This is a genomic window from Pantoea sp. 22096 (assembly GCF_052045955.1).
Lineage (GTDB): Bacteria > Pseudomonadota > Gammaproteobacteria > Enterobacterales > Enterobacteriaceae > Pantoea > Pantoea alfalfae.
Window position 1 is genome coordinate 131,325 of record NZ_JBQEPW010000006.1, and the last position, 16,507, is coordinate 147,831.

At 56.3% G+C, this 16,507-nt stretch carries 11 protein-coding genes; 6 read left to right on the forward strand and 5 right to left on the reverse strand.

What is annotated here, in order from left to right:
• Positions 1 to 52: 52 nt before the first annotated feature.
• Positions 53 to 1,993, reverse strand: a complete 1,941-nt coding sequence (iolD, locus tag ACTJKZ_RS17915; protein ID WP_161735560.1) for a 3D-(3,5/4)-trihydroxycyclohexane-1,2-dione acylhydrolase (decyclizing) — start codon at positions 1,991 to 1,993, stop codon at positions 53 to 55.
• Positions 1,994 to 2,537: 544 nt separating this feature from the next.
• Here iolD and ACTJKZ_RS17920 point away from each other — a divergent pair.
• Together ACTJKZ_RS17920 and ACTJKZ_RS17925 are read left to right on the forward strand one after the other, a co-directional pair.
• Entirely contained in the window at positions 2,538 to 4,451 is a 1,914-nt protein-coding gene (locus tag ACTJKZ_RS17920; RefSeq protein WP_222924885.1) for a bifunctional 5-dehydro-2-deoxygluconokinase/5-dehydro-2-deoxyphosphogluconate aldolase, read from the forward strand.
• A 572-nt stretch (positions 4,452 to 5,023) separates the two neighbouring features.
• Positions 5,024 to 5,866 (forward strand): MurR/RpiR family transcriptional regulator, encoded by an 843-nt coding sequence (locus tag ACTJKZ_RS17925; RefSeq protein WP_010253340.1) that lies wholly within the window; start codon positions 5,024 to 5,026, stop codon positions 5,864 to 5,866.
• 98 nt (positions 5,867 to 5,964) lie between these two features.
• Here ACTJKZ_RS17925 and iolB read toward each other — a convergent pair whose 3' ends face one another.
• Complete coding sequence (iolB, locus tag ACTJKZ_RS17930; protein ID WP_161735564.1) at positions 5,965 to 6,783, reverse strand: 5-deoxy-glucuronate isomerase; 819 nt, start codon at positions 6,781 to 6,783, stop codon at positions 5,965 to 5,967.
• 112 nt (positions 6,784 to 6,895) lie between these two features.
• Positions 6,896 to 8,401 carry a CoA-acylating methylmalonate-semialdehyde dehydrogenase gene (locus ACTJKZ_RS17935; protein WP_161735566.1) on the reverse strand — a complete coding sequence of 502 codons (1,506 nt, stop codon included), beginning with the start codon at positions 8,399 to 8,401 and terminating at the stop codon, positions 6,896 to 6,898.
• Positions 8,402 to 8,821: 420 nt separating this feature from the next.
• Here ACTJKZ_RS17935 and ACTJKZ_RS17940 point away from each other — a divergent pair, with 420 nt between their 5' ends.
• Positions 8,822 to 9,637, forward strand: a complete 816-nt coding sequence (locus ACTJKZ_RS17940; RefSeq protein ID WP_440829899.1) for a TIM barrel protein — start codon at positions 8,822 to 8,824, stop codon at positions 9,635 to 9,637.
• A gap of 75 nt (positions 9,638 to 9,712) precedes the next feature.
• On the opposite strand, the gene ACTJKZ_RS17945 is transcribed toward ACTJKZ_RS17940, so the two are convergent.
• Positions 9,713 to 10,936, reverse strand: a complete 1,224-nt coding sequence (locus tag ACTJKZ_RS17945) for an MFS transporter (protein WP_222924882.1) — start codon at positions 10,934 to 10,936, stop codon at positions 9,713 to 9,715.
• Positions 10,937 to 11,212: 276 nt separating this feature from the next.
• On the opposite strand from ACTJKZ_RS17945, the gene ACTJKZ_RS17950 reads away from it, so the two are divergent.
• Complete coding sequence (locus ACTJKZ_RS17950) at positions 11,213 to 12,268, forward strand: AI-2E family transporter (RefSeq protein WP_161734145.1); 1,056 nt, start codon at positions 11,213 to 11,215, stop codon at positions 12,266 to 12,268.
• Here ACTJKZ_RS17950 and ACTJKZ_RS17955 read toward each other — a convergent pair.
• On the reverse strand, positions 12,257 to 12,940 hold the full coding sequence (locus ACTJKZ_RS17955; RefSeq protein ID WP_161734143.1) for a FadR/GntR family transcriptional regulator: 684 nt from the start codon (positions 12,938 to 12,940) through the stop codon (positions 12,257 to 12,259). The genes ACTJKZ_RS17950 and ACTJKZ_RS17955 overlap by 12 nt on opposite strands.
• Before the next feature lie 148 nt (positions 12,941 to 13,088).
• Between ACTJKZ_RS17955 and uxuA the strand changes: the two genes are divergently transcribed.
• Together uxuA and ACTJKZ_RS17965 are read left to right on the forward strand one after the other, a co-directional pair.
• Positions 13,089 to 14,273: a mannonate dehydratase gene (gene uxuA / locus ACTJKZ_RS17960; RefSeq protein ID WP_253420344.1), complete on the forward strand. Its 1,185-nt coding sequence runs from the start codon at positions 13,089 to 13,091 to the stop codon at positions 14,271 to 14,273.
• A 287-nt stretch (positions 14,274 to 14,560) separates the two neighbouring features.
• Positions 14,561 to 16,168, forward strand: coding sequence for an EAL domain-containing protein (locus ACTJKZ_RS17965; RefSeq protein ID WP_440829900.1), 1,608 nt, complete (start codon positions 14,561 to 14,563; stop codon positions 16,166 to 16,168).
• The last annotated feature ends 339 nt before the right edge of the window (positions 16,169 to 16,507 follow it).

Consider the following 16,507-nt stretch of genomic DNA (forward strand, 5'->3'; position numbering starts at 1 on the left):
GTGTAGGGTTCGTACGGAGAAGAGGAAAACGGGCCGCAGCACGGCCCGGAAATCAGTATTTGCGCGCCTGATCCAGATGGCTGTTGAGCTTGTCCGCCACCGCCTGAGCGCGTTCGGTTTTCGACGCCTGTGCTACGCCGACGTGCCACCAGCTGAAATATTTGTGGATCATGGTTTTTGGCAGCACTTTGATGTCGATAAGGGTAGAAACCGTCTGGGTGCGGGCATCTTCCAGCGCCGCTTTAAGCTGCTCCAGGCTGGTGACGCGATAAGTTTTGCAGCCATAACCGGCAGCAATGGCCGCGAAATCGACCGGGATAAAGCCACCGTCCAGCCTGCCGCTTTCCGCGTTACGGAAACGGAACTCGGTGGTGAAGCTGTCCATACCGTGTTCCATCTGCAGGTTGTTGATACAGCCGTTAGTCATGTTATCCAGCAGCACGACGTTGATCTTCGCCCTTTCCTGAATCGAGGTGACCAGCTCAGAGTGCAGCATCATAAAGGAGCCGTCGCCGACCAGCGCATAGACCTCGCGTTGCGGCTGCGCCAGTTTTGCACCCAGCGCGGCATTCACTTCATAGCCCATGCAGGAGTAGCCATATTCGACGTGGTAGGCGTTGTAATCTTTGGTGCGCCAGACGCGCTGCAGGTCGCCCGGCAGGCTGCCTGCGGCGGCTACCACGACCGCATCTTTCGGCAGTTGCTCATTTAAGGTGCCGAGCACGCTGCTTTGCGTCAGCAGTGACTGAGTCAGGCGGTTAAATTCTGCGAACACCGCTTCGCGATCGAGATGGTCAGCAATCTCCGGCACAAAGTCGCCATCGTGATATTCCACCTGATAGACGCGCTGCGTCTCTTTCAGCAGCTGACTCTGCGCCTGCTCAATCTGATTGCCCCAGTCATTGCTGTAGTGCTGTGAGGCCAGCGCAGCAGTGAGCGCGGTCAGCCCTTCACGGGCATCGGCCAGCAGCTGCACACCATCGAGCTTGTAGCTGTCGAAGTTGCTGACGTTGATGTTCAGGAAGCTGACATCGGGATGCTGGAAAATCCATTTGGATGCGGTGGTGAAGTCGGTGTAGCGGGTGCCGATGCCGATGACTAAATCGGCCTCTTTCGCCAGCAGGTTAGCGGCCAGACAGCCGGTTTCGCCTACGCCGCCGACATTCAGCGGATGGTCAGAGACCAGCGTGCCCTTGCCCGCCTGCGTCTCGGCAAAGGGAATCTGATAGCGTTCGGCAAACTGGCGCAGTGCCTCGCCCGCTTCGGAATATTTTACCCCGCCGCCGCAGATAATTATCGGCTTGCGCTTACGGTTAATCAGCGTCAGGGCATCCGCCAGCTGCGCCGCGACCGGCAGGCGACGATCCAGACGGTGCACGCGTTTCTGGAAGAAGTAGTCCGGGTAATCCCAGGCTTCGCCCTGCACATCCTGCGGCAGCGACAGCGTGACCGCGCCGGTTTCGGCCGGATCGGTCAGCACGCGCATGGCATTGATACAGGCGGACATCAGCTGCTCAGGGCGGCTGACACGATCCCAGTATTTGCTGACGGCGCGGAAGGCGTCGTTAGTGCTGATGCTGAGATCGTAGCTCTGCTCAATCTGCTGCAGCACCGGATCGGGCTGGCGCGTGGCGAAGACGTCGCCGGGCAGTAGCAACAGAGGAATGCGGTTAGCGGTCGCAGTGGCGGCGGCAGTAATCATGTTAGCCGCACCCGGTCCTACAGACGAACTGCAGGCGATAATCTGACGGCGCAGCGACTGACGGGCAAAGCCAGTGGCAGCATGGGCCATGCCCTGCTCATTACGCCCCTGCCAGACCACCAGATCGCCGCTGTCCTGTTCCAGCGCCTGGCCCAGCCCCAGCACGTTGCCATGGCCGAAGATGGCGAAGATGCCTTTGACGAACTTCGTCTCAACGCCATCAACATCGATGAATTGATTATCAAGAAATTTAACCAGCGCCTGTGCCGTGGTCAGTCTGATTGTGCCCATGTTTCTTCCTTACATGCTGGTGGACCCCGACTTCCGCGACAGCGCGCCAGGCGTTGTCATTGGCGGAAAAGCGGCCGGAATAACTGAAACGTGAGGCGATTATAAACAAATATATTTTTCATAAAACACGATTACAGAAGAAACATTTCATTTTGCGAGTGAGATCAAATTTAACGATGGCAGCAGGACTGGCGAGCGATCACGACGGGGAAATCTGGAACGTTTAGCAGAGAGTGGTTCATGATGAAAAAATTCATTTCAATGCAGCAGCTTGCCTGACTGGCGTGCTGATTCCTGCGATCGCCTTCACAACCCTGACATACCGCACATCGTAGCAGCAGAGATCGTGCAGGTGGGCGGCAATCAGGAGTTTTACCTGGTTCACAAAATTGCGATGGATATTTCATTTCATATTGAATATGGAATTTTTATTCCTCATACTCCCCTCATAGTCAGCCAGATACCCACAGACCCGGAAGCAGAGCCTGCCTGGATCGGTTTTTTCGCCCACCAGCTCTGCGAATCACAGAAGGAAACCACAGGTATGAGTACACAACAGAAGCCGCTTGATGTGATTTGTATCGGGCGCATCGCCGTTGATTTTTATGGCCAGCAAATCGGAGCGCGGCTGGAAGATGTCACCTCCTTTGCTAAATATCTGGGGGGATCGTCGGGCAACGTCGCTTATGGCACCGCGATTCAGGGGCTGAAATCAGCGATGCTGGCGCGGGTGGGAGATGAGCATAATGGTCGCTTTCTGCGTGAGGAATTGCAGCGCGTGGGCTGTAACACCGATGCCCTGATCACCGATGCAAAACGCCTGACTGGCATGGTGATCCTGGGGATTAAAGATGAAGAGACTTTTCCGCTGATTTTCTACCGTGATAACTGCGCTGATATGGGTCTGGTGCCGGACGATATCGACGAAGCCTTTATTACCTCGTCCCGCGCGGTGGCGGTCACCGGCACGCACTTATCCCATCCGCAGACGCGTGAAGCGGTGCTGAAAGCACTGGATATCGCCCGCCGCAATGGCCTGCGCACGGCGCTGGATATCGATTACCGCCCGGTGTTATGGGGACTGACCTCTCTGGGCGACGGTGAAACACGTTTCATTGAGTCCTCTCAGGTCACGCAGCAGTTGCAGGAAGTGGTGCACTATTTCGATTTGATCGTCGGCACCGAAGAGGAGTTTCATATTGCCGGTGGCAGCACCGATACTCTGACTGCGCTGAAAAACGTGCGTCAGGCGAGCCAGGCGACGCTGGTCTGCAAACGCGGTCCGCTGGGTTGTGTGGTGTTTGAAGGTGAAATTCCGGATAGCTGGGAACAGACTCAGCTGCACACCGGCGTGCGCGTCGACGTGCTCAACGTGCTGGGCGCGGGCGATGCCTTTATGTCTGGCCTGCTGCGCGGCTGGCTGAATGATGAAGGCTGGGAGCAGGCGTGCCGTTATGCCAATGCCTGTGGCGCGCTGGTCGTGTCGCGCCACGGCTGTGCCCCTGCCATGCCAACCAAAGCGGAGCTGGATGATTTCCTGAGCCGCGACACAGAGGTGAAACGTCCCGATCTCGACAGTCGTCTGAACCATCTGCACCGTGTGACCACCCGTAAGCAGCAGTGGCCGGAGCTGAACGTTTTCGCCTTTGACCATCGCAAACAGCTGGCGGATATGGCGCAGGAAGCGGGCGTTGATGAGAGCCGCATTCCACAGCTTAAACTGCTGCTGCTGGAAGCCGCTCAGCAGGCGGCCAGTGAGGCGGGACTAGAGAACAAAAGTGGCATTCTGGCGGATACCACGTATGGTCAGAAAGCGCTGAATGCCATCACGGGTAAAAAGTGGTGGATTGGCCGCCCAATCGAGCTGCCCAGCTCACGTCCACTGCGTCTGGAGCATGGCAACATCGGCTCGCAGCTAATCGACTGGCCCGCCGAACATGTCGTGAAATGTCTGGTCTTCTATCATCCACATGACAGTGCTGAACTGCGCAAAGAGCAGGACGATCTGGTGCTCGACGTCTGGAAAGGCTGCAATAAAAGTGGCCATGAGCTGCTGCTGGAAGTGATTCTTCCCGAGAGTAACCCGGATAAGAATGAAGCCTATTACCTCGATATACTGAGCCATTTTTACAGTCTGGGCATCCAGCCGGACTGGTGGAAACTGCCCCCGCTATCCGCAGAGAGCTGGCAGGCGATCAGCGGTCTGATTGAGCAGCAGGATCCTCACTGTCGCGGCATTCTGTTACTCGGTCTGGATGCGCCCGAAGAGAAGCTTAAAGCGGGCTTCGCCGCGGCGGCCAAAGCGCCCTGGGTGAAAGGTTTTGCGGTAGGCCGCACTATATTTGGTCAGCCTTCCCGCCAGTGGTTACAGGGGGAGCTGGACGATCAGGCGCTGATTGAGACGGTTAAAGGCAACTATCTGCGACTGATTGAGTACTGGCGCGCTGCCCGCGCCTGATTTCCTGCTCTGCCAGAGGCTGTCTCAACCGGGATAGCCTCAGACTGCTGACTCATTCAAAGCAGGGTGAATGTTGCCGCAACGAATAAGCTCAATGCGCAGGTAACACGGTCAGAGGAGGAAAGCGTCCCGCCGCCCGGATAAAAACGCCAGGCGTTTTTGAACAACGCAACGCGTTGGCCCGGCTACGGGCGCACCTCAGGGATGAGGTGCGTAATTGCGCGGGCCGAGCGGCCAGGGATGGCTTTAGCGACTTTCCGATCTGACCGTGTTACCTGAGCCTGCACAGTCTTACAGCGGGAAGGGGCACACTTTTCAACAATCTCACGCCATCCCAGCCGGGATGGCGTTTTTACTCGCATCCCTCTTCCCCTCACTGACTTTCCACGCCGGTTTTCATCCTGTTATGACCTGTGCAGAGGCGCGCCTCGGGCGCTGAGGCTAATCTGTGAACCATTTCATAAAGCCATGAAATAAACCGCATCGTTGACGCAAAGAAATGAAATTTTCCATCCATCTGATACTATAGCGCTCATTATGCAGCCATTATTCTAATGATACGGGCAGAAGTGATGAACAATAATCCCACCCAACTTTCTCTCTTGCAGGACGATATTCGTCGCCGCTACGAAACGCTGAGCAAGCGTCTTAAACAGGTTGCGCGCTACATCCTTGATAACAGTAACAGTATTGCTTTTGATACCGTCGCCTCAATTGCTCAGCAGGCCGATGTGCCGCCGTCGACGCTGATCCGTTTTGCGAATGCATTTGGCTTCAGCGGCTTCAACGAAATGAAACAGGTTTTTCGTCAGCACCTGATGGAAGAGACGGTCAATTATACCGAGCGCGCGCGTCTGTTTCGTCAGACCTCAACGGACGACAGCGCCAGTGCGCCTGAAAGTCCGGCGGAGATCCTTAACGTCTTTACCATGGTGAACAGCCAGGCGCTGCAGCAGCTGGCGATGCAGGTAAACCCTGAGCAGCTGAACAAAGCAGTGAAGCTGCTGAATGAGGCTGAGAACATCTATGTAATTGGCCTGCGTCGCTCGTTCAGCGTCGCCTCCTATCTGGTCTACGCGCTGCGTCATCTGGAGCGTCGTGCTTTTCTGATTGATGGTCTGGGCGGGATGTTCACCGAGCAGCTCAGCCTGGTTAACCCGAAAGATGTGGTGATTGCGATCAGCTACTCGCCCTATGCGCGTGAAGCGGTCGAGGTAGTCGAAATGGGAGCCAAGCGTGGCGCGCATCAGATTGCCATTACCGACAGTCAGGTCAGCCCACTGGCTGCCTTTAGCGATGTCTGTTTTGTGGTGCGAGAAGCACAGGTCGATGGCTTCCGTTCGCAGGTCGCCTCACTCTGCCTGGCACAGACGCTGGCGGTTTCGCTGGCGCTGAACAACGCAAAGACCAGCTGAGTTTCACACACAAAAAAGGGCAGCGCGACAGGCTGCCCTTTTTACTGATATGAACGCGGGTTATAAACGGTGATTGCTGTTTATTTTTCAGCGAAGACTTACGCTTTCCGTGGATAGCTGTCGCTGTTCACCCAGGCGTGATCTTTCTCCCAGGTAAATTTCCACAGCCGCACCGGCCCCGCCATCACGTTCAGATAGTAGTTGTTGTATCCCGCCAGCGTCGCTACCGGATGATAGCCGCGCGGTACCATCACAACGTCGCGATTATAGGGTGCCATACAGACATCCAGGGAACGGTCGTCGGTGTAAACGCGCTGCATGGCAAAGCCAGGTTCCGGATCGAAACGGTGATAGTAGGTCTCTTCCAGGTAGGTTTCGTTTTCACTCTCCTCCTGGTCGTGCTTGTGGCTGGGATAAGAGCTGGTATCGCCCTCGTTGGTATAGACTTCCACCACCAGCAGGCTATCAGCCGGTTCATTGTCAGGCAGGATATTGTGAACCAGGCGCTGATTGCGCCCTTTTCCGCGATGCTCAACACCGACATCGGCTGGCGCAATCAGTCTTGCAGGCAGATTGCCCTGACCGGGTGCGTTACAGACAGCCAGCTCAAGATCGCTGTCAGCATAGACTTCCACTTCATCATCATGCGGCACATACACAGAATATGGCGGCACACGTTCGAAAGGCGACATGCGCTTACCGATGCCGGGAAATTCAGCATGGCGGGTTTTCACCGAGGCCAGCCCGGCCACCAGCACCAGACACAGCTCTTTATCACCGCTGGTCAGACGCAGGGTTTCCCCTTTTTTCAGCAGATAAGCATCAAAGCCAACATAACGCCAGCCAGCGCGCTCAGGCGTCACATGCTGGATACGACCCTGTGCGTCAGGGGCCTGTGCTTTCGACAGTAAAGACATCCTGATCCTCCTCTCTGTCACGATTGACGCTGCGGTAGGCTCACGGGCGAGGTGCCAGCGAACAAAGCGACCGGCAGACTCTCCTGCCGGTCGCGATCAGCGTTGAAATAGATCAGCCTAAGGTTGGCATACTGAATTCAGACACGGTCTGCTGACCGGACGGCCAGCGCACGGTGGCGGTTTTCATTCGGGTATAGAAGCGCACGCCATCCGGCCCGTGAACATTGAGCGCGCCAAACACCGAACGTTTCCAGCCACCGAAGCTGTGAAACGCCATCGGTACCGGAACCGGCACGTTAACACCGACCATGCCCGCTTCAACGTTCTGCACAAACTCACGCGCGGTGTGACCGTTGCTGGTGAAAATGGCGCTGCCGTTACCAAACTCATGGCTGTTGACCAGTTGCAGCGCGCTGTCGTAGTCCGGTGCGCGCATGATGCTCAGCACCGGGCCAAAAATCTCTTCACGCCAGATCACCATCTCAGAGGTGACGTTATCAAACAGCGTGCCACCAACGTAGTAACCTTCGGCGTGGCCTGCAACCTGCACGTTACGGCCATCGACCACCAGCTTCGCGCCTTCCTGCTCGCCTTTATCGATGTAACCCAGCACCTTCTTCTGGTGTGCAGCTGAGACAACTGGCCCCATCTCATTTTCTTCGGCACCCTGATTGATCCCAGGGCCGATCCGCAGCGCTTTCACCAGCGGCGTCAGACGGGCAATCAGTTTGTCGGCAGTATCATCGCCCACCGCGACCACCACTGGCAGCGCCATGCAGCGTTCACCGGCCGAGCCAAATGCGCCGCCCATAATCGCGTTAACGGTGGCATCCAGATCGGCGTCCGGCATAACGATAGCGTGGTTTTTCGCCGCGCCAAACGCCTGCACCCGCTTGCCGTGGGCGCTGGCGGTTTTATAGATATGTTCAGCCACGCCCGATGACCCGACGAAGCTCACCGCAGCAATGCGCGGATCTTTATAGAGCTGTTCAGCATCTTCGTTAGAGCTGTGCACCACGTTGAATACGCCATCCGGCAGACCCGCTTCGGTCAGCAGTTCAGCCATACGCACGGCCGCAGACGGATCCAGCGCTGGTGGCTTCAGAACAAAGGTATTACCGCAGGCCAGGGCGATCGGGAACATCCACAGCGGCACCATTGCGGGGAAGTTAAACGGCGTAATACCCGCCACGACACCCACCGGCTGCATCAGCGAGAAGCTGTCAACGCCGCCGCCGACGTTCGGGGAATATTCACCTTTAAGCAGATGTGGAATCCCGCAGGCAAACTCAATCACTTCAATGCCGCGCGTCAGTTCACCTAACGCATCAGACCAGACTTTGCCATGCTCAGAGACAATCAGCGCCGCCAGCTCATCACGATGCTGCTCCATCAGGGCTTTAAAGTTAAACAGAACGCGGGCGCGACGCAGCGGCGAGGTTTTTGACCAGGCAGCAAATGCGTCATGTGCGACACCAATCGCCTGAGCCACTTCATCAGCGGTACTTTGCGTCAGTTCACGTACCACTTTGCCGGTTGCCGGATCGTAAACAGGAATGGTTTCGTTGCTGGCGCTGAACGTCGTTTGGCCGCCAATAAAGTTACCTATGATTGTCATGATGTTGCCTCTTAAGATGGTTAAGTTCCCTGCAGACGGGCCCTGTGGCCTGCCACACTGCCTGACCAGGCAAACCTGAAAGCGTGCTATGAAGCTATTACAGTGGAATAAATTTTTCAAATAATTCTTTTTGGAAAATTTGCTTTTAGCGGCACGGATCGCATTTTTGCCGCCCTTCAGCGCCTGACGATGTCCCGATGGCAGGAGGCGTTTAATAGCACTCAGCCTTAGCCTGACAGGCGAATAGCAGAGGTGGTGAGAGCTGGTATTCCTGCGACGTTGCTCCAGCGTTTATGCATCAGACTGAAACGGAATATGAAATTAATGCGAGACCGATCTAATAATTTGCATTTCATAATTCACTATCAATGAAATAAATGTTTTCTTTAGCCCATCATTCTCCTGTCCCGGAGTCAGCGCATGGCTATCGATCCCACCCGTTTCTGTATCAACCGCAAAATTGCGCCCCGGCTCTCGCTGGAGGCCTTCTTTCAGCTGGTTCAGCGTCTGGGGCTGAGCAAGGTCGAACTGCGTAATGACATGCCGGGCGGCAGCGTCACCGATGATCTCAGTACCGTTCAGCTGCGCGCCCTTGCCGATAAGTATCACATCGATATCGTCACGATTAATGCGCTCTATCCGTTTAACCGGATTGATGACGCGCTGCTGACGCGGGCCGAGTCGCTGTTACAGACAGCACAACAGATTGGCGCAAAGGCACTGGTGATGTGTCCACTGAATGAGGAAATTACCGTGTCGCCTCAGCAGACGCAGGCGGCGATGCAGAAGCTGGCGCCGCGCTTTGCCCATTACGGTATTCAGGGTCTGGTCGAGCCGCTGGGGTTTCCGGTCAGCTCACTGCGTTCGATCGTGCAGGCGCAGGAATTGATCGCAGAGGCAGGCGTGCCCTTTAAGCTGCTGCTGGATACCTTTCATCATCATCTCTATGAGCAGGCTGAACAGGAATTTCCGACAGGTATCGATATTGACCAGATTGGGCTGGTGCATCTTTCGGGCGTGGAAGATCGGCGTCCGACTGCCGAACTGACCGACGACGAACGGATCATGCTGAGTGACAACGATGTGCTGAAGAGCGTGGTGCAGGTTAAACGGCTGGAAATGCTCGGCTACAAAGGCGTCTACGCCTTTGAGCCGTTCTCCGGTCAGCTCAACAGCTGGACCCCGGCGGAGATTGAACGCCAGATCCGCCACAGTATTGAACTGCTGCAGGCCTGAAGCCTGTTTCAGCCATAATTTATACGTTTATCTGTGTCTGAAAAGACGTTATGGCCCACTGCTGGGCCATTTTTTTTATCCTGAACTCTCGTCCGTTACTGACGCTGAAGCGTGACGCCGCTGCAGACGCAGCGTGCAGAAAAACGCGACGCAGACCAGCAATCCCGTGAGCAGATAGACGCGTGAAACATCCGCATAATTCATGATGAACCCGGCCAGTGGCCCGGTTATTCCCAGCGACAGATCCATAAAAGCGGTGTAGGTCGCCAGGGCGCTGCCCTGATTCTGCTGCGGCACTACTTTTACCGCCACCACACCCAGCGCCGGGAACACCAGTGAGAATCCGGCGCCGGTCAGAAACGCGCCCGCTTTTGCCATCCAGGGATCACCCGCTGCAGCGACCAGAAAGAGTCCGGCAGCCTCAACCGCCAGACAGACGCTGGCGACCCGCAGGCCACCATGGCGGTTAATTGCATTCGGAAACAGCAGGCGCGCCCCGACGAAAGCAGCGCTGAACAGGGAGAGCGCAAAGGCGGCCCCTTCCCAGCCTTTATCCTGATAGAACAGCGTGATAAAGGTGGCAATCACGCCGAAACCTGCCGATCCCATCGCCAGAATTGCGCCAAAGCCAGCGATTTTCCCCAGCACCGCCCGAAACGGCAGCGGTCTGGCGCGGCTGGCTTTTACCGCCGGACGCGGGACCGCGCAGACGATGCCGACCACGCAGATGGCCACAATCACCAGTGACAGCCACAGCAGCCCACCTGCCCGGAAGATCACCACGCCCAGCGGCGCGCCTATCGCCATCGCACCGTAGGTGACGATGCCGTTCCAGGAAATCACGCGGCCAATGTGCAGTGACCCCACCCGCGCCACCCCCCACAACGAGGTGCCGGTGCCAGTAAAGCTCTGGCCCACACCCAGAATCAACCGGCCCACGCAGAGCAGTATCAGGCTCCACACCGGTGATGCGATCAGCGCCGCCAGCAGAATACACAATCCGCTAATCAGACAGCCCACCAGACCGGTCACCACCACTTTCTTTGGTCCCCAGAGATCGGCATAGCGCCCGGCGTGTGGCCGGCTCAGCAGTGTTGCCACATATTGCAGGCTGATCACCACGCCCGCCCAGAATGCGCTGAAGCCCAGCTGGTCATGCACCCAGCCAGGCAGGACCGCCAGCGGCAGACCAATAGTGAGATAGCTGGCAAAGTTGTAGGCGACGATAGAGAGGATCAGCAGCGAGATATTCAGGCTTCCGGATGGAGCATTCTGTTCCGCTGCAGGCTGTTCAGGCATAGGTTCTCGCGCGTAGTTGGCTGAATGATAAGGTTTATCCTTTAACTATACCCGCTTTCGTCACTGGCGCATCCCAATGGCTCGGTTATCGGGCAGCAGAACGCGGCGTAAAAACAGGAACAGCAGGGCGTCGCGGCCCTGGCGTCATAGCTGAGTGCGATGGCGCTGATTACCTCGCTATTATGCCGCCGCGCTTTACCGTTTCTCTGATAAATCAGATTGTTAATTTTCTTTCAGCTACACTTCCAACAGCCAGATTACGTCACGGGAGAGGCAATGAGCGAGCTGCAACGGGAAAAGATTGGACAAAATATTCTGATAAAACTGGCAATGCTGGTCATCATTCTTGCCGGGGTTCGGGCCGCGTCCGATATTCTGGTCCCGCTTCTGCTGGCGGCGTTCTTTGCCATTGTGCTGAATCCGTTGGTGACAATGCTGATGCGTCGTGGCTTCCGCCGTGGACTGGCGATTGGGCTGGTCATTACTGTGATCTTCTGCGGTATTCTGCTGCTGGGTGCCATCATCGCCAGCTCGATGAGCGAGTTTTCTGATCTCTACCCGCAACTGCGCGCCACCATGGAGCAGAAAATGACGGTGTTGCAACATCTGGCGGCGGGTTTTCATCTCAATATTTCTACCGATGCGCTGGTACAGCGCTTTGACCCGAATACCATGATGAACCTGGCGAGCGTGGCGCTCAGCGGCTTTTCCGGCGCGATGACCAATACCGTGCTGCTGGTGCTTACCGTGGTCTTTATGCTGTTTGAGGTTCATCACCTGCCTTACAAAATGCGTAACGCACTGGTAAATCCCAAAATTCGCATCGCCGGGCTGCATAAGGCGCTGAAAGGTGTAACGCACTATCTGGCGCTAAAAACCCTGGTGAGTCTCATCACCGGCATCGCCGTCTGGCTGAGTCTCTATCTGCTGGATGTAAAGTTCGCGCTGCTGTGGGGCGTCGTGGCATTTATCCTCAACTATATTCCTAATATCGGCCCGATTATTGCCGGCATTCCGCCTTTTCTGCAGGCGCTGTTACTGAACAGCCTGTTTGATGCCGCGATGGTGGCAGCGCTGTTTACCGCGATTCATATGGTGTTTGGTAACATGCTGGAACCGCGTCTGATGGGTCGCGGCCTGGGTTTATCAACGCTGGTGGTATTTCTGTCACTGGTCTTCTGGGGCTGGCTGCTCGGACCGGTCGGCATGCTGCTCTCGGTGCCGCTGACCAGCATTACCAAAATCCTGATGGAGACCACGCCGGGCGGCAGCCGTCTGGCGATTATGCTGGGCACCGGACGACCTAAACGCGTTCGGGGATTAACCAAGTAGCCGCTGCTGGACGTGCTGCAGATGGCTCTCCATCGCCTGGCGGGCTACTGCTTCGTCGCCTGCCACAATCGCGTCGGCGATCTGCTGATGGTCAGCGTTCATCGCCTGCGCAAAGCTGTTATCGGCATAATGGCGTTCCAGCCGCTGCACGTGTGGGCTGTGACGCCGGTTCCAGAGCTGCTCCAGCAGGTCGCGTAACACGTCATTGCCACTCATCTCACCGATCAGCAGATGAAAGCGTTTATCCTGCTCCAGAAACACCGCGTCGTTTTCATTGTACTGCTGCAGTTCAGCGGTCAGCGCCAGCAGTGCCTCCCGCTGCACGGCGGTTCCGTTACGGGCGGCAAATCCTGCCAGCATGCCTTCAAAGGCTTCACGCGCCTGCAAAAGGTCCTGCAGGCTGCAGGTTTCACTCTCCTGCGGGATTGCGGCCTGTGGCAGCGGCTGAGCGACGTAAACACCATTGCCGGTACGGATATCGACCCAGCCGGTCATCTCCAGCGCAATCAATGCTTCACGCACTGACGAACGGCTGACACCCAGCTGTTTTGCCAGCTCGCGCTCGGGCGGTAACAGGCCGCCCGCCACAAAATCACCGCGCGCGATACCGGCCATAATGGCGTTGGCGATCTGACGGTACAGGCGCTCCGTTTTAATGACTGGCAGGTTCATTACCTTCTCCTTTTATTCCGCATAAACCGCTCACTTGCCGGATGCAGTTTGTCATGCTGCGATCCGGATCACGGCCCTGTTTTGCCCTCTATCATACTCTTGGCCCAGCGGCCTGACCACTGGGCCGCATCACAGTTGAGGAGTAAAAATGGAACATACATGGCGATGGTACGGTCCGAACGACCCGGTCTCCCTGGATGATGCCCGTCAGGCGGGCGCAACCGGTATTGTGACGGCGCTGCACCATATCCCTAACGGCGAAGTGTGGCCGGTTGAGGAGATTAAAGCGCGTCAGGCGCTGCTGGCGGAAAAAGGTCTGGTCTGGTCGGTAGTGGAGAGCATTCCGGTTCATGAGGCGATCAAAACCCAGCGCGGTGACTACCTTCGCTATATCGCCAGCTATCAGCAGTCGATACGCAATCTGGCCGCCTGCGGCATTGATACCGTCTGCTACAACTTTATGCCGGTGCTGGACTGGACGCGCACCGATCTCGCCTGGACGCTGCCGGATGGCGCAAAAGCGCTACGCTTCGACGCCGACGCTTTCGCCGCCTTCGAACTTTATCTGCTGCAGCGTCCGGGTGCGGAGCAGGATTACAGCGCGGCTGAACAGCAGGCCGCCGCTCAGCGCTTTGCCGCCATGAGCGCTGAAGAGAAAAGCACGCTGGTGCGCAATATTATCGCCGGTCTGCCTGGAGCCGAAGAGGGTTACACGCTGGAGCAGTTCCAGGCACAGCTGGCGCAGTATGACGGCATCGACAAAGCAACACTGCGCGAGCATATGGCGACTTTCCTGCGCGCCATTGTGCCGGTTGCCGAAGAGGTGGGTATTAAACTGGCAGTACATCCGGACGATCCACCGCGCCCGATTCTGGGCCTGCCGCGCATTATCTCTACCCAGGAAGATATGCAGTGGCTGAAGGAAACCGTGGACAGTCTGCACAACGGTTTCTGTTTCTGTACGGGTTCCTATGGCGTGCGTGCCGACAATGCGCTGCTTGAGATGGCGGAAACCTATGCCGACCGCATTAACTTTGTCCACCTGCGCGCCACAAAACGCGAGGATAACCCCAACAGCTTCCATGAAGCCGCGCACCTGGCGGGCGACGTCGATATGGTCGGTGTCATCAGGGTCATTCTGGCGGAAGAGCAGCGGCGTCGCCAGGCAGGCAATCAGCGAGCGATTCCGATGCGTCCCGATCACGGCCATCAGATGCTGGATGACCTGCATAAGCATACCAATCCCGGCTATTCTGCCATTGGCCGGCTGAAAGGACTGGCTGAACTGCGCGGCGTTGAAGTGGCGCTGAAACAGATCTATTTTGCTGATTGAGAAACACGTTTACCCTGCGCCCGCTCTCAGGCGGGCCAGGGTCTCCCCGGGCTACCGCAAGTGATTCGCCCTTTTGCCGCGCCTGTCGTCCCTGCTCATCTGATTTTTTTGCTGAATACCAATAAAGGCAAAACAACCTGTCATTAAATGCAAAGTCTGGTCGATAATTGACCTGAGTCAGTTCAGTTGATGGCAAAAACGCTAATCTGCACCGCCCGGAGAAATGCTATGCTGCGCCACTGATTAGCCCCTCCGTATAATACCAATAATATCCAGAGGATTTAGCGGTGCCGCTACTAAAACGAAAACGCGACTACGCCAGGCTGGTGATTATTATCTCCGGTGTGCTGCCTCTGATTATTGGCATTTTTTTCACCGCCCTTGATGCGCGCCATACCGTTCGGCAGCAGCAGGTGAGCGCGGCAAACACCCTGTTATCTCAGGCCGAGAGAATGAGCGACAGCGCGTGGGATATGATTACTGAGCTGCGCCAGTTTCAGCATCAGTCGTGCCGCCAGATTGAAAACCAGTTGCAGCGCATCGGTTCGCTGAATCCCTATTTTCGCGCCGTCGGTAAGATGGAAGAAAACAGAATTGCCTGCTCTTCAGCCTATGGTACAAAACCGGGTTCTCTGAGCGATATGATCATGCGTGACGCGCCGGTCACCGGAAAAGCCTGGTGGAGCCTGTCGATTGCAGGAACCACAGGTGTGCCGGATCGTCCCGCAGTGATTTTTATGCGCGATCTGGCCGATGGTGAGGGATTCTGGGCAGTGATTGATGGCCAGTATCTCATCGATTTTATGCGCGCTATCAGCAGCACCCATCTCTATCATTTCAGCATGGAGTTTAACGACGGCGCGCCGATCTCGTTTGGCGATCCGCAAATCGCCCTGTCCGGCTGGTTTGAACCGCTGATTTATCAGGCCGGCTCCAGTCGATATCCACTCTCTGTCACCCTTATTGCCTCACCCTCTGAGCTGATCTCGGCATGGCGTCAGGTGATGTTGATCATCATGCCGATGGCGATAATTTTCTCTATTCTGCTGATGATGCTGATGGCGAACTGGCTGCAACGGCGTATTTCCTGGCGCGATGAGATTCGACGGGCCATCGCCAGCGGCCAGTTCAGGGCGCACTATCAGCCCGTCTATGACAACCGACAGCAGCGCTGCAGCGGCGCAGAGGCACTGCTGCGCTGGACAACACCGGACGGTAACGGGATCCGGCCCGATATTTTTATCGGTGCCGCTGAAGCGGAAGGCATGATTGTGCCGCTGACCCGTCATCTGCTCGATTTAATTGCAGAGGATGTGCAGGCGTGGCAGGTTGAGCCAGGCTTCCATCTGGCTATCAATGTGGCGGCCGATCATCTGCAGCATCCGGATTTTGTCGACGATATGCTGCACTTCGCCGGGCGGGTAAAAGAGAAGCAGTTCCTGATTACCCTGGAGCTGACCGAACGCAGCCTGATCAAAGACGGCGTTGAGGTAGCACGCAAACTGGAGCAGCTGCGCGGTTGCGGAATGAAAGTCGCGATTGATGATTTTGGTACCGGTCACTGTTCGCTGAGTTATTTACAGACCTTTACGATGGATTATCTGAAGATCGATCGCGGCTTTATCAACGCGATTGAATCCCTGGAGGGCAGAACCCCGGTACTGGATGCAATCATTCAGCTCAGTCATGAGCTTGAGCTGGAAGTCCTGGGGGAAGGCGTCGAAAACGCATTGCAGTTCAGCTATCTGCATCGGCGCGGCGTAGTCTTTATCCAGGGCTATTATTATGCCCGCCCGATGGACAACGCGGCGCTGATCGCCTGGCTCGCCAGGCAGGGCGAACAGCCGGTTAAAGCGGATCATGCCTCTGAGACTCATCAGACAGTCAGCCTCTGAACCGCCCCTGAACTTAACAGACTCGCCGCGCAATATCGGCGTCTAAGCGTCTTTGTTAAGCCGCCTGGCTTACTGCCATCCGGCTCTGTATAGCGAATAACCACCTGCGGCGTCGCTATCGCCGCGCATCACCCTCAATTTGCTGAAAAAAACGGCGGTTGTCACGCAGCGTGATAATTTTTTTCGCAGCTAATCAGCCGCATCAGTGGTAAAAATAGCCTGTATGTAGCCCAAACATGACAGATATCACACAAAAACGGTATACTCTGTCGCTGTTCGCAATAATCACAACAGTAATTATTGTGTCAGTGAGCGCGTAAACCGCGCTTATTTGAAGCT